General features: G+C 71.4%; 11 protein-coding genes. 7 read left to right on the top strand and 4 right to left on the bottom strand.

The annotated features are described in order from the left end of the window. Positions 1–2 precede the first annotated feature (2 nt). On the bottom strand, positions 3–950 hold the full coding sequence (gene fmt, locus AUL35_RS13640; protein WP_062015668.1) for a methionyl-tRNA formyltransferase: 948 nt from the start codon (positions 948–950) through the stop codon (positions 3–5). Between the two features lie 57 nt (positions 951–1007). Further along, entirely contained in the window at positions 1008–1523 is a 516-nt protein-coding gene (gene def, locus AUL35_RS13635) for a peptide deformylase (protein WP_062015666.1), read from the bottom strand. Between the two features lie 100 nt (positions 1524–1623). Between def and AUL35_RS13630 the strand changes: the two genes are divergently transcribed. Together AUL35_RS13630 and AUL35_RS13625 are read left to right on the top strand one after the other, a co-directional pair. Beyond that, the gene (locus AUL35_RS13630; protein ID WP_062015664.1) at positions 1624–2718 is read left to right on the top strand and encodes a DNA recombination protein RmuC; all 1095 of its coding nucleotides are present in this window, start codon (positions 1624–1626) and stop codon (positions 2716–2718) included. Positions 2719–2898: 180 nt separating this feature from the next. Continuing rightward, positions 2899–4371, top strand: coding sequence for a serine protease (locus AUL35_RS13625; RefSeq protein ID WP_244493774.1), 1473 nt, complete (start codon positions 2899–2901; stop codon positions 4369–4371). Between the two features lie 80 nt (positions 4372–4451). On the opposite strand, the gene AUL35_RS13620 is transcribed toward AUL35_RS13625, so the two are convergent. Beyond that, positions 4452–4811, bottom strand: a complete 360-nt coding sequence (locus AUL35_RS13620; protein WP_062015662.1) for a hypothetical protein — start codon at positions 4809–4811, stop codon at positions 4452–4454. A gap of 261 nt (positions 4812–5072) precedes the next feature. On the opposite strand from AUL35_RS13620, the gene AUL35_RS13615 reads away from it, so the two are divergent. Beyond that, positions 5073–7106 carry a PhoX family phosphatase gene (locus AUL35_RS13615; RefSeq protein WP_062015660.1) on the top strand — a complete coding sequence of 678 codons (2034 nt, stop codon included), beginning with the start codon at positions 5073–5075 and terminating at the stop codon, positions 7104–7106. 223 nt (positions 7107–7329) lie between these two features. On the opposite strand, the gene AUL35_RS13610 is transcribed toward AUL35_RS13615, so the two are convergent. After that, entirely contained in the window at positions 7330–8574 is a 1245-nt protein-coding gene (locus AUL35_RS13610; protein WP_062015659.1) for a lytic transglycosylase domain-containing protein, read from the bottom strand. Between the two features lie 195 nt (positions 8575–8769). On the opposite strand from AUL35_RS13610, the gene AUL35_RS13605 reads away from it, so the two are divergent. The 4 genes from AUL35_RS13605 to AUL35_RS13590 all read left to right on the top strand — a co-directional run bounded on the left by AUL35_RS13605 (position 8770) and on the right by AUL35_RS13590 (position 14506). Beyond that, complete coding sequence (locus AUL35_RS13605) at positions 8770–9945, top strand: PAS domain-containing sensor histidine kinase (protein ID WP_082666324.1); 1176 nt, start codon at positions 8770–8772, stop codon at positions 9943–9945. Positions 9946–10079: 134 nt separating this feature from the next. Beyond that, the gene (locus tag AUL35_RS13600) at positions 10080–10832 is read left to right on the top strand and encodes an ABC transporter ATP-binding protein (RefSeq protein ID WP_082666323.1); all 753 of its coding nucleotides are present in this window, start codon (positions 10080–10082) and stop codon (positions 10830–10832) included. After that, positions 10822–13347: an FtsX-like permease family protein gene (locus AUL35_RS13595; protein WP_062015657.1), complete on the top strand. Its 2526-nt coding sequence runs from the start codon at positions 10822–10824 to the stop codon at positions 13345–13347. The genes AUL35_RS13600 and AUL35_RS13595 overlap by 11 nt, the downstream gene beginning before the upstream one ends. Before the next feature lie 52 nt (positions 13348–13399). Then, positions 13400–14506: a lipocalin-like domain-containing protein gene (locus tag AUL35_RS13590; RefSeq protein WP_062015655.1), complete on the top strand. Its 1107-nt coding sequence runs from the start codon at positions 13400–13402 to the stop codon at positions 14504–14506. Positions 14507–14514: the final 8 nt, after the last annotated feature.

The raw sequence follows: 14514 nt of genomic DNA, 5'->3' as shown, positions 1-14514 counted from the left end.
GGCTAGAGCCCGAGCCGCGTGCCGGCGGGAACGGGCGCGCCGCGCAGCATCTCACCCGCCGGCGCCGCCTTGGCTCCGGCGCGCTGGACCTCGAGGAGGCGCACCGCGCGCCCGTCGCCGGCCGCCACCAGAAGCGCGTCGTCGAGCGCGGCGCCGGGCTCGCCCGCCCCCTCCACCGCCTCCGCGCGCAGGAGCTTCAGCCGCTCGCCGCGCAGGAGCGTCCAGGCGCCGGGCGCGGGTGAAAAGGCGTTGACGCGGCGCGCGATCGCATCGGCGGGCCGCCGCCAGTCGATCTCGGCCTCGCGCTTGTCGATCTTGGCGGCATAGAGCGTCTCGCGACCCGTGCGGGCGGCGATCGATGATTGCGTCTCGAAGTCGAGCGTCCCGTCTTCCAGCCGCCGCATCGCCTCGGCCATCAGCCCGGCGCAGGCGGCCGACAGGCGCGCCGACAGATCGCCCGCCGTGTCGCGCGGCCCGATCGTCTCCTCGTGCGTCAGCGCCACGGGTCCCGTGTCGAGCCCCGCCTCCATGCCCATCACCATGAGGCCGGTCACGGGATCGCCGGCCTCGATCGCGCGTTGGATGGGCGCCGCGCCCCGCCAGCGCGGCAGGAGCGAGCCGTGGCCGTTGAGCGCGCCGAAACGCGGCGCGTCGAGCACGGCCTGCGGCAGGAGGAGCCCGTAGGCCACCACCACCGCGACGTCGGCGCCGATCGCGCGGAATGCCTCGCGCTCGGCCTCGCCCTTCAGCGAGACCGGCGTGCGCACCTCGAGCCCCAGGCGCTCGGCCTCGACGGCCACGGGAGCGGGCACGAGCTGCAGGCCGCGTCGGCCGGCGGGCCGGGGCGGCTGGGCGTAGACCGCCGCGATCTCGTGGCCCTCAGTGTGAAGGCGCGTCAGCGTCGGCACGGCGAAGTGGGGCGTGCCCATGAAGACGATGCGCAGGGTCATGGGACGTCAGTCCGTCTGTAGGTGTCCGGGGGCGGGGCTGCGGAAGCCCCGCCGGCCTCAGGCCGACTTGCGCGCCGCCTTGGTGAAGCGCTTGATCACCATGTCGCGCTTGAGCTTCGAGATGTGGTCGATGAAGAGAACGCCGTTCAGGTGGTCGATCTCGTGCTGCAGGCAGGTGGCGAGCAGCCCGTCCACCTCCTCCTCGCGGCTCCTGCCGTCGAGGTCCAGCCAGCGCACGGTGACGCGCGCCGGGCGCTCCACCTCGGCGTAGTAGTCCGGGATCGACAGGCAGCCTTCCTCGTAGACGGAGCGCTCGTCCGAGCCGCCGAGGATCTCCGGGTTCAGGAAGACCTGCGGTGCCTTTTCCGGATCGTCCTCCTTGGAGAGGTCGATGGTCACGATGCGCAGGGGCTCGCCCACCTGGATTCCGGCGAGCCCGATGCCAGGCGCGTCGTACATCGTCTCCAGCATGTCGTCGGCGAGACGGCGCACGGCATCGTCGACCCGCACCACGGGATCGGAAACGCGGCGCAGGATGGGATCGGGCAGGATCACGAGGGGCTTGACGGTCATGGGCGTCAGGTAATCGCAAGCCTCCGGGCGGTCAACCGAGGCGCGGGCGTTCCCGGTTTGATCTGGCCCGGTGGGCGCCGAGACGATAGGGTCCGCCCCCATGGACTTCGCCTCGCTCGCCCCGCTTCTCGACCGACCGCTCTTCGCGCTCGGATCGCATCTTGTGACCGTGGGCGAGCTCGCGCTCCTTCTCCTTGCGCTCGCGATCCTGTGGCGCCTCCTGCGCCGCCGCCGGGGCGCCGGGGCCGGATACGAGGGCGAGGGGCTGGAAGCGGTGCTGCGCGCGCAGGCCGAGCTTTCGGGCCGGGTCCAGTCCATGGGCGAGCTCCTGGCACAGCGTCAGGGCGAGGTCGGCCGCACGCTCCACCGCCAGCTCGCCGAGCAGGCGGAGCGCTCCGGCGAGACGCTGGCCCGCCTCCAGGAACGGCTCGCGCTGATCGACCGGGCGCAGGGCGACATCCGGAACCTTGCCGGCGAGATGGTGCGGCTGCAGGACATCCTCGCCGACAAGCAGGCGCGCGGCGCCTTCGGCCAGGCGCGCATGGAGGCGATCGTGCGCGACGCGCTGCCGCCGGGCGGCTACTCGTTCCAGGCGACGCTCTCCAACGGCAAGCGGCCGGACTGCGTAATCCCCATGCCGAACGGCGCGCCCGCCCTCGTGGTGGACGCGAAGTTCCCCCTGGAAAGCTGGACGGCGTTTCGCGAGGCGCCGGACGAGAGCACGCGCCAGCCGGCCGCCGCGCGCCTTCGCCGCGACATGGACGTGCATGTGCGGGCGATCTCCGAGAAGTACCTCCTGCCCGGCGAGACGCAGGACACCGCCTTCCTGTTCGTGCCGTCCGAGTCGATCTTCGCCGATCTCGGCGAGTACTTCCCCGACATCCTCCAGCGCGCGCGGCGGTCGCGCGTCGTGGTGGTCTCGCCGACCCTCCTGATGCTCTCGATCGAGGTGGTGCGCGCGCTTCTGAAGGATCAACGCATGCGCGAGGAGGCGGGCCGCATCCAGCGCGAGGTCATGCTCTTGGCCGAGGACATGGCGCGCCTCCAGGCCCGGGCCGAGGCGCTGCGCACCCATTTCGGGCAGGCGGGGCGCGACGTCGAGCAGGTCCTCGTCTCCACCGCCAAGCTCGTGCGCCGGGCGGGGCGAATCAGCGAGATCGAGCTGCACCCGGGCGACGAGCCGGAGCCGCGCTGAGCGGCCGGATGCCGCACCCGCCGGGCGCGACGAAACGCATTTGAAAGGTTTTCCACACGCCCGAGCAATGATATCGAAAAACTCAGGACCTAAAGCTTGACAAAACATTAATCGGCCGGGATCGAAAACGCTTCGCTTGCGTTTATCCCCCGGACTGATTTGGGGCTTGGGGATAAGACGATGCGCGCAGCCATCACCGCGATGTTGACCGGCCTCGTCCTGTGCGCCTCGCCGCTGGCCTTGCCCGCGCACGCCTCGCCCACAGGCGAACTGGCTGCCGCCTACAACCAGAACACCGACATCGCCTTCCGCAAGGGCCTGCAGACGCGCCTGGCCTGGAGCGGCGACTATCAGGGACCGTTCGACGGCGAGGTCGGCCCGCAGACCCTGCGCGCCGTGCGCGACTTCCAGGCCCGGCACGCCATGGTGGCCGACGGCGTGATGGACGAGCGCTTCCTGCGCGCCCTCATCGAGGCGAGCGACAAGACGCGCGACGCGGTGGGCTTCACGTTCGCCGACGACACGACCACCGGCGCGCGCATCGCGCTCCCCGGCACGCTGGTCGAGCCGGCCGGCGACACCGAGATCGGCCGCATGTGGCGCTCGGCCGACAGCCGCATCGAGATCGAAACCGTCCGCTTCAACGACGGACACACGCTGGACCGCGTCTTCGACGTCCTGTCGGCCAACGGGCCGGACCGGCGCGTCGCCACCGCCGAGCGCAAGGGCGACGGCTTCACGATCCGCGGGATCGAAGAGGGGCGCGACTTCCTGATCCGCTTCCAGGGCCGGGGCACGGACCTGCGCGGCTTCTCGGTCGCCTGGAGCGACCAGGACGCACTGGTGCGTCCCTATGCGCAGGTCGCGGCCGAGAGCTTCCAGCCCTTCGCCGGCGAGCCCGCCGCCGAACTCGGCCCCATGGCCAAGCTCTTCGAGTCCGGCCGCGCGGCGGGCGTCGCCTTCGGCGAGGAGGCCGCTGCCGCCCCGACGACCCCGGACAAGGGCAAGGGCGGCACGGCAGGCCCCGGCTTCGACTCCTCGGGCACCGGTTTCGTGGTGTCGAGCGATGGCTGGCTCCTGACCAACGCCCATGTCGCCAAGAGCTGCAAGACCGTGCTCGTCGGCGACCTCGGCGCGGCCTCGAAGGTCGTCGTCGACGAGGACCACGACCTCGCGCTCGTGAAGATGGACAAGCCTCTCGGCAAGCCGCTCGCCATCGTCGGCGGCAAGCCGCGCCTCGGCGAGGACGTGCTGGCGCTTGGCTTCCCTCTGCGCTCGATCCTGGCCGACAGCCTGAACGTGACGCGCGGCAACGTGTCCTCGCTCATGGGCCTGATGAACGACGCCAACTACCTGCAGATCTCGGCCCCCGTGCAGCCCGGCAACTCTGGCGGCCCGCTGGTCGACCTCGCGGGCCGCGTGGTCGGCGTCGTCACCGCCAAGCTGAACGCGGTGGCCGTGGCCGACCTCACGGGCGACATCCCGCAGTCCATCAACTTCGCGATCCGCCCCGACGCCGCCGCGCGCTTCCTCGAGGCGCACGACGTCCGCTACCAGACGGCCGACGCGTCGGCCACGCTGGAAAGCGTGCCGGACGCGACCGCTAAGGTGCAGGACTCGGTCTACCCGATCCTCTGCCTCGGCTCGAAGTAAGCCGGCTCACCACCGACATATCGGATGGACGAGAAGGGGCGCCTCCCATCGGGGCGCCCCTTCGTCATGTCCGGACGGGGTCAGTTCGCGATGGCGCGGTCGAAGGTCGAGGACACGGTCACGCGCTCGCCCGAAACGCTCGCGCCGGACGCCGGCAGGCGCAGCATGCGCCCCTCGTGCTCCACCACGAGAAGCTCGCCGTCGCTCGTGTCGCCGGCCATCTGCGCCTCGCGGATCGGGCCGATCTCGCGTCCGTCGGCGCTCATCGCGGTGCGGCCGACGAAGCTTTGAGGATCGGTCGCGCCGACGCCCGAGTCCACCTCCTCGCCCGAATTCAAGGCCGGAACGGCGGGCTGCGTCGCGTTGCCGGGCGCAGGCTGAGATAAGGCAGGCGAGCCGAGAAGCGCGGCCAGAGCACCGGCGATCAGGAGGGGCTTCATCAGTGTCCTTTCAGCGACATCCGAGGATCGGGAGGCGAGCGCCCGCCGTGGTGCGGCGTCCTCACATACCGGGTGACGCGGCGCGCCCGACCGCCGTTCCCGTGTCATGGAAACTTCATCCAAAGCGGCCCGTCCGGTACGTGAGCGGGCCTCTGCCCGAACAGGCCAGGCCAGCCTCCGCGCGGCCTGTCATCTACCTGTGATCTTCGGCCCCTAGGGCGGCTCTGGAACGTTTCCAGAAACGCGACCCAGGACATTTCGATGAACGAGCACGCGTCCCGTCAGGCCGCCTTTCCGACCAGCCGCCTCGAGGAGGCAGACGGCGAAGGGCTGAACCCGACCGCGAACACGACCATGGGCGAGATCATCGCCCGCCGCTTCTCGCGCCGCGACATCCTGCGCGGTTCGCTGGCGGCCGCCGCGATCGCCGCGACCGTCAGCCCGGCGGCGCTTCTGGTCGCCGACGAGGCCCGTGCCCAGGGTTCGGCCGGCGGCGGCTCGCGCTTCTCGTTCCCGGAAGTTCAGGCCGGCATCGACGAACACCACCACGTAGCCGAGGGCTACGACGCGGACGTGTTGCTGCGTTGGGGCGATCCCCTCTTCCCCGACAGCCCCGCCTTCGATCCGACGCGCCAGACGCCCGAGGCTCAGGGCCGCCAGTTCGGCTACAACAACGACTATGTCGGCTTCATCCCGCTGGACGGCTCCTCCGAGCACGGCCTCCTCGTGGTGAACCACGAATACACCAACGAGCACCTGATGTTCCCGGGCATCGTCCAGGTGGTCGAGGAGGCGGACGCCAAGGACCCCGCCAAGACGGCCCCCAAGCTCAAGATCGCCGAGGCCGACCAAAACCGCGTCGACGTCGAGATGGCGGCCCATGGCGGCACGATCGTCGAGATCCGCAAGGTGGAGGGCAAGTGGCAGGTCGTGCGCGACGGCGCCATGAACCGCCGCATCACGGCCGGCACCGAGATGATGCTGACCGGTCCCGCCGCCGGCTCGGACCGCCTCAAGACCTCGGCGGATGCGACCGGCACCAAGGTCCTGGGCACGATCAACAACTGCGCCGGCGGCGTCACGCCCTGGGGCACCTACATCATGGCCGAGGAGAACATCCACGGCTACTTCACCGGCAAGCTGCCGGAAAACCATCCCGAGGCGGCCAACTACAAGCGCCTCGGCATTCCCGAGGGCACCTATATCTGGGGCCGTTTCCACGACCGCTTCGACGTGGCCAAGGAGCCCAACGAGGCCAACCGCTTCGGCTGGGTCGTCGAGGTCGACGCGATGGACCCGAACTCGGTGCCCCGCAAGCGCACCGCGCTCGGCCGCTTCAAGCACGAGGGCGCCGACAACGTCGTCTCCAGGGACGGGCGCGTCGTCTTCTATCTCGGCGACGACGAGCGCTTCGACTACGTCTACAAGTTCGTCACCGCCGGTCGATTCAACCCCGACGACCGCGCCAGCAACATGAACCTCCTCGACGAGGGGACGCTGTTCGTCGCCAAGTTCGCCGACGACGGCACGATGCGCTGGATGCCGCTGCGTTTCGGCGAGGGGCCGCTGACCGCCGAGAACGGCTTCCGCGATCAGGGCGACGTCCTGATCGAGACGCGCCGCGCCGCCGACCTTCTGGGCGCGACGCCGATGGACCGTCCCGAGGACATCGGCCCGAACGGCGAGAACGGCCGCGTCTACGTCATGCTGACCAACAACACCAAGCGCAAGGACACGCAGGTGGACGGCGTCAACCCGCGCGCCAACAACGCCTTCGGCCATATCATCGAGATCGCCGAGGCGGATGGCGACTTCGCCGCCGAGTCCGGCCGCTGGGAAGTGCTCCTGAAGTGCGGCGACCCAGCCGTGGCCGCCGTCGGCGCGACCTTCTCCACCGAGACCACCCGCAACGGCTGGTTCGGCATGCCCGACAACTGCCACGTCGACACCGAGGGCCGTCTCTGGGTCTCGACCGACGGCAATAGCCCCAAGGCCACCGGCCGCACCGACGGTCTCTGGGCCGTGGACACGGACGGCCCGGCGCGCGGCACCTCCAAGCTCTTCTTCCGCGTCCCCGTCGGCGCCGAGATGTGCGGCCCCCTCGTCCTGCCCGATCTCCAGACCGCCTTCGTCGCCGTGCAGCACCCGGGAGACGGCGGCGAGGACTGGGAGGGCTTCGGCCGCCTGTCCTACTACGAGGACCTCTCCACCCGCTGGCCCGACTTCCGGCCCGACATGCCGACGCGTCCCTCGGTCGTCGCCATCACCCGGCAGGGCGGCGGCCGCATCGCCTGAGGCGAGCGGGCGCTTGGGTCCGTGGCGGGGCTACCGCCCCGATCCCCGTCCGGGAAGGACTTCCCGGACCCTTCTTTTTTATGGGTGACATGTCCCCGACCGGGGCGGGCCGTTGGCCCGCCCCGGTCGGGGAAACCTCTTCAACGAAAGGGGTGCAGGGGAAGACCTTCCCCTGCCGGGTCGAGGGCGGAGCCCCGTCTTGGCGACCCCGAGCACCCGCGCCTCAACCGGCGATGCGTACGGTCTCGCGGGTCGGCCAGCAGGTGGCCGGGCGGCTGGCCGCTTCCTCGGCGGCGCCGAGCGAGCGGCGGGTCTTGAAGCCGGCGAGGCCGTCGGTTCCCCCGACATCCATGCCCTTCGCCTCGAGGCGCTGCTGGAGGCGGGAGACCTCGCCGCGCGTCAGGCCCTTGGGTGCGGTCCAGGGCGTCTGGAAGGCGCCCTCGGAGCCCGCGATGCGGTCGGCGAGATGGCCGATGAAGAGGGCGTAGAGGTCGGAGTTGTTGTAGCTCTTGATCGTGTAGAAATTGGGCGTCGCCACGAAGGCGGGTCCGAAGCGCCCGGCGGGCATGAGGAGCGTGCCCGGCTGGCGCGCCTCCGAGGCGGGGAACGGCTGGCCGGAGATGCGGGTGAGGCCGGCGCGGGCGAGGTCGGCGACGGGGCGCATGCGGTCCGGCCCCTCGATCGTGCAGGAGACGGATGCGGGCACGCGTGCCTCGAAGCCCCAGGGCCTGTTCGCGACCCAGCCGGCGTCCTTGAGATAGGCGGCGATCGACAGGAGCGTGTCGGGCACCGAGTTCCAGATGTCGCGGCGCCCGTCGCCGTCGCCGTCGCGCGCGAGCTGGCGAAACTTGGTGGGCATGAACTGCGGCTGGCCGAGCGCGCCGGCCCAGGACGATCGCATGTCGGCAACGGAAAGGTCGCCGTCCTCCACGATGCGCAGCGCGGCGATCAGTTCCTCGCGGAACATCGCCTTGCGCCGCGCGAGATAGGCCTTGGTGCCCAGCACCTCGAAGGCATCGTAGGGAATCTTGGCGGTGCCGTAGCCGGACTCGCGGCCCCAGATCGCGACGACGATCGGCCCCGGTACGCCGGTCTGGCGCTCGATGCGAGCAAGAAGCTGGGCGTGGGTGCGCAGGAGCGCGCGGCCGCGCGTGACGGTGGTCGCCATGCGCTTCTCGTCGAAGTAGCCGGCCGGGCTCGAGAACTCGGCTTGCCGGTTCACCTCCTCGACGGGCGCGGTTTCGCCCGGCAGGACGAGGTCCGGCAGATCGAGGTTCGGATGGACCTTGCCGAGCGCCCGGTCGAAAACGGCGCGCGAGACCCCGGCCGCCTTCGCTTCCGGCCAGATCTCGCGCTCCAGGAACTGGCGGAAGCCCTGCTCAATCTGGGGCGGCGCGGCGGCCTCGGCATTGCCGGCGGCCATGAGAAGCAGGAGGGCCGTCGCCGCCCCTTGGATCGCTCGGCGCATGTCGCCCCCGTTTCACGTGAAACACACCTTTGTGCTGCCGTTACAACGCGGGACTTGTGTCGGCCTCGTGGCGTTGCCCGTTCGCCTCACGCGCCGCGTTGCGATAGGCGGCCACACAGCCGAGCGTTGACAGTCGGCGGCGCGCCTCGCCAAGAAGAACGAACCCGATACGTTTCACGCTCCGAGACCCGACGCTTGACCCCGCTCCGTCCCGCCTCCGACCCCGAGACGTTCGAGGATTACCTGCGCGGCCAGGGCTGGATCGGCGAGGCGATCCTCGCCAAGCGCTGGGACGAGACCTCGCTCGGGCCGATCGAGGGCTGGCCGCTCGCGCTGAAGGCGACGATCCGCCTCGCCATGGGCTCGCGCCAGCACATGGTCTTCTTCTGGGGACCGGACCTTCTCCAGTTCTTCAACGAGGCCTATTCGCCGACCATCGTCGGCATGCCTCCGGATCCGATCGGGGCGCCCTTCACGCAGTACTGGGCCGAGGTGCTGGAGGGCGTGCGCCCCTTCGCCGAGCAGGCGCTCTCGGGCCGAGGCACCTGGTACGAGGACCTGCCGCTGCGCCTGACGCGTGGCGGGGTGACCAAGGACACCTACTGGACCTTCTCCTACTCGCCGCTGCACGACGACGAGGGCCGGATCGCCGGCTTCATGAACGTCGTCAACGAGACCACGAAGACGGTCGAGGCCCGCAACGCGCTCACCGAGGCCAATGCGCGCGCGACGGGGGAGTACGAGAAGACGCGCGCGGCCCTGGCCAGCCAGCGCGAGGCGGAGAAGCGGCAGCGCCTTCTTCAGCGCGAGCTGGCGCACCGCATGAAGAACACGCTCGCCATGGTGCAGGCGGTGGTGACGCAGAGCCTGCGCCACGCGCCCAGCCTCGACGAGGCGGCCGAGGTCGTGTCGGCCCGCATCCAGGCGCTCGGCCGCGCCCAGGAGATGCTGACCGAGGCGAACTGGGAGGCGTCCGACATCCGGGCGGTCCTCGAAACGGCGCTCGAGCCGCATCGGGACGCGGGCGAGCGCTTCCGGCTGGACGGGCCGCTCTTGGACCTGTCGAGCCAGCAGGCGATGGGTCTTGCGCTCGCCGCGCACGAGCTCGCCACGAACGCTGCGAAATACGGTGCGCTGGCCGGCGATGCCGGGCGCGTCGAGGTGTCCTGGACGGCCGGCGAGGACAAGGCCTTCCTGTTCCGGTGGAGCGAGAGCGGCGGCCCGGCGGTCGCCGCGCCGAGCCGGAAGGGTTTCGGCAGCCGGCTCGTGGAACGCGTCGTTCCCGGCTACTTCGCCGGGCGCGGCGAGTTGCGCTACGGGCCGGAGGGCCTCTCCTACAGCCTCAGGGGCTCGCTCGACCCGGAGGCCTGACCGCTCGGGGTCATGGGCGTCACGACGCCGCGTCGGGGCCCGCCCGGGTTGACTCGGCGGCCGTCGGCTCGACATGCGCCTGACCCGCCGCCGGTCCTCGGCGCGGGCCGCGAACGCCATGCCGGGAGCCGCCCTTGTCCGAAACCCTCGCCCCCGCGCGCGCCGAAGCCCGATCGGCCGGTGCGTCACCCGGCGCGGCGCTGAGCGTCCGCGCCCTCGCGAAGTCGGTGCCCGGCGGGCGACAGCTGTTTCACGACCTGGACCTGTCGGTCAGAGGCGGCGAGATCGTCGCCGTCCTCGGCGAGTCGGGCGTCGGCAAATCGACGCTCCTCAACATCCTGGCGGGCCTCGACGATCCGGACGGCGGCGAGGTGCGGATCGGCGGCGAGCCGGTGGGCCCGCTCGACGAGGCGGGGCGAACCCGGCTGCGGCGCGAGCGGATCGGCTTTGTCTTCCAGGCCTTCCACATCCTGCCCTATCTGACGCTCGGCCAGAATGTCGGCCTGCCGCTCGCGCTGGTGCGCAGCGACGCGCATGCGATCGGCGAGCGGGCGCGCGCGATGCTGGAGGCCGTCGGCCTTGGCGGTCGCGCGGACGACTATGCACGCGACCTCTCGGGCGGCGAGTTGCAGCGCGTGGCGATCGCCCGCGCGCTGATCCACGAGCCGGCGCTGATCCTTGCCGACGAGCCCACCGGCAACCTCGACCCCGAGACGGCGGGGCGAGTCCTCGACCTCCTGGCCGCGGCCGTGCGCCGGACCGGGGCGGCAGCCGTGATCGTCACCCATTCGCGTGCCACCGCCCGCATCGCCGACCGCGTCCTGACGCTGACCGCGTCCGGCCTGCGCGACGACACGGCGACGAAAGGCGATTCCGATGGCCGCTGAGGCGGGCCTTGCCAGCGCGCGCCTCGCGCTCGGCTGGCTGGTGCGGGGCGAGGCGCGCGCCCATCCGGCGCGCTTCCTCCTGACGGCGCTCGCCATCGCGGTGGGCGTCGCGCTCGGCTTCGCGGTGCATCTCGTCAACGCCTCGGCGCTCCAGGCCTTCGACGGCGCGGTGCGCGGCGTCAACGGGGCCGCGGATCTGTCGGTCCGGGCGGCGAGCCCGCTCGGGTTCGACGAGGCGCTCTATCCCACGGTGGCGCGCACCGAGGGCGTCGCGGGCGCAAGCCCGGTGGTCAGCCTCGACGCCGAGATCGGCACCACGCGTTTGACGCTGCTCGGCCTCGACGCCTTTCGGGCGGTCGCGGTGACGCCGAGCCTCGTCGGTGTCGCGAGCGGACTCGACACGCGCACCGAGAGCCCCTTCGCCCCGGATGCGCTGTTCCTGTCGCGCGCGGTCCTGTCGGACCTGCGCTTGTCGGTCGGCGACCGCGTCACGGTCTCCGCCAACGGGCGGCAGGCCGACATGCGTCTGCGCGGCGCGCTGCCGGGCGTGGCGGAGGGCCAGCGCATCGGCGTCCTCGACATCGCCGCCGCGCAATGGCTCTTCGACCGGCTGGGGCGGCTCGACCGGATCGATCTGAGCCTCGGCAACGACGCGCCGGGCACGCGGGATCGCCTCGCCGCGCTGTTGCCCGGCGACGCCTCGCTCGGCGGGGCCGACGAGGAGGCCGCACAGGGCAACGCGCTGTCGCGCGCCTACCGGGTCAACCTCGACATGCTGGCCCTGGTCGCGCTCGTGACGGGCGGCTTCCTGGTCTTCTCGGCGCAATCCCTTTCGGTGGCGCGGCGGTTGCGCGTCTTTGCGCTGGTCCGCACGCTCGGCCTGCCGCGCGGCGGCGTGATCGCGGCCGTGGCGGCGGAGGGTCTCGTGATCGGTCTCGTCGGAGCGGTGTTCGGGCTTCTGGCCGGCTGGGGCCTGGCGGTCGCGCTCCTGCGCTGGTTCGGCGGCGATCTGGGCGCCGGCTACTTCCGGGACGGGGCGGCGGGTGTCGCCTTCCAGCCAGGTGCGGCCCTTGCCTTCCTGGCGCTGGGGCTCGCCGCCGCGCTTCTGGGCAGCGTCCTGCCGGCGCGAGCCGCCAGCCGTGCCGCGCCCGCCGCCGCGCTCAAGAACACGGGCGACGCGCTGGATCCGCGCCGCTCGCCGCTCTTGAAGCCCGCGCTGCTTCTCGTGGGGGTCGGCACGGCGCTGGCCTTTCTGCCGGCCGTGAACGGACTGCCGCTCTTCGGCTTCGCGGCGATGGCTCTCATCCTGGCGGGGGGTGTCGCGGGCGTGCCCTGGCTCCTGCGCCGCCTTCTTGAACCCCCCCTGCGCCGTCCGCCACGCGGCGCCGCCGCGCTTCTCGCGCTGCGCCACGTCCACGGCGCGCCGGGCGAGGCTGCGACCGCTCTTTGCGGCATCGTGGCGAGCACGGCGCTGATGATCGCGATGGCGACCATGGTGACGAGCTTTCGGGTGGCGGTGGACGACTGGCTCGGCGACGTCCTGCACTCTGACCTCTACCTGCGCGTGGACGGGGGCGCGGGCCTCGACGCCGCGGCGCAGGCGCGTCTGCGCGCCGTGCCCGGCGTCGGCGCCATCGAGTTCAGCCGGCAGCTCCCTCTCGGTCTGCGTCCCGGCCAGCCGCCGGTGATCCTGATCGCGCGGCCCGTCGCTGCCGATCCCGCCTCCTCGCTCGCGCTGATCCGGCGGACAGCCGTCACACAGGGCGCCCTGCCCGTCTGGGTTTCCGAACCCGCCAGCCGGATCTATGGCTGGGATTTGGGTCAGCGCGTCGCGCTGCCGCTCGGACGGGGAGCGCAGTTCACGGTCGCCGGGGTCTGGCGCGATTACGCGCGGCAACAGGGTGCGGTCGCGATACGGATCGAGGACTACGAGCGCCTGACGGGCGACGCCACCCGCGACGAGGCGGCGGTGACTCTGCAGCCGGGTGCCGACCCCAGTCGCACCGGCGAGGCGCTGCGCGGGGCTCTGGGACCGGACCTTTCGCGCGCCGTCTCGCTCGCCGAGCCCGCCACGCTGCGCCGCTACGCGCTCGACCTCTTCGACCGGTCGTTCGCGGTCACCTATCTTCTGGAAGCGGTCGCGATCCTCGTCGGGCTGGCGGGCGTCGCGGCCACGGTGTCGTCGCAGACCATCGCTCGCATCCGCGAGTTCGGCATGCTGCGCCATATCGGCGTCGCACCCCGCCAGATCGTGGCTATGCTGGGCTTCGAAGGCGCGTTGCTCGGGCTCGTCGGTGCGCTCGCGGGCGTGCTCTTGGGGCTAGGCCTGTCGCAGGTCCTGATCCATGTCGTGAACCCGCAGTCCTTCAACTGGACCATGCAGACCCGCCTGCCGCTCGGCACGATCGTTGCCGTCGTCGCGGCGCTCGCGCTCGCGGCCACCGCGACGGCCATGCTGGCGGCGCGGCGCGCGACGGCCCGCGACGCGGTTCTCGCCGTTCGGGAGGATTGGTGATGGGCTCGCCGGCAAGCCATCGCGCCACGCGGATCGTCACGAAGGATGCGATATGAAGCATGTCCTCTTCTCCCGGCGCCGCTTCCTCGTCGGCGTGGTGTCTCTCCCGTTCGGCCTCCACGCGGGTCCGGGCCTGGGCGGTGCCATCGCGTACCCGCAGGTTCGCCCGGGGGTACCCCTCGTCTTCCCACGCGACCACGGTGCCCATCCCACGTTTCGCACGGAGTGGTGGTACGTCACCGGGTCGCTGCGGCTGCCGGGAGGCGAGGAGGTCGGCTTCCAGGTTACCTTCTTTCGCAACCGGCCGCCGGGGGCAGCCAGCGACAATCCCAGCCGCTTCGCGCCGGACCAGATCCTCTTTGCCCATGCGGGAGTGTCCGATCCGAAAGCCGGACGCATCGAGACCGCGGAACGGGCGGCCCGCGACGGGTTCGGGTTGGCGAGGGCGGAGGAAGGCGACGCTGACGTCGCGATCGACGACTGGTTCTTTCGTCGGCGGTCGGACGGTCGCTTCGAGACGCGCGTCGGCGACAACGCGTTCGAGGTCGAACTCCTTCTGGAGCCGACGACGCCCCCTCTCCTGCAGGGGGAGAACGGCTACAGCCGCAAGGGCCCCGCTCCGGAGAACGCAAGCTACTACTATTCCCTGCCGCAGCTGCGGGTGAGCGGTACGTTGCGGACGCAGGAGTGCGGCGACGAGGCGCTGCCCGTCACGGGTCTTGCCTGGCTCGACCGTGAATGGTCGTCCGACCTTCTGGCTTCCGGGATCGTCGGATGGGACTGGACGGGCCTCAACTTTGCGGACGGCTCGGCTCTGACGGCATTCCGGCTGCGCGATGCGGCGGGCGCGAGCGCGTATGCGGGCGGCTCGTGGCGCGGGGCGGACGGCTCGGTCGAGACATTGCCTCCAGACGCCGTTGCCTTCCATCCGCGTCAGATGTGGCGTTCGGAGCGGTCCGGTGGGACGTATCCGGTCGATCCGGTGGTAGAGGTTCGTTTGGGGTCCGGTGCGCTCACGCTTCCCCTCACCGCTGCAATGGTGGATCAGGAGGTCGGCAGCGCGCTGGGGCTTCCGGTCTACTGGGAAGGTCTCGTGCGAGGGCCGGACTGCGTTGGTTACCTCGAACTCGTCGGCTACGGCAGCGCGGTCCGGTTCTGAGTTTCGCT

This window comes from Aureimonas sp. AU4 (assembly GCF_001463765.1).
Lineage (GTDB): Bacteria > Pseudomonadota > Alphaproteobacteria > Rhizobiales > Rhizobiaceae > Aureimonas.
This window is presented reverse-complemented; position numbering and strand designations above follow the sequence as displayed.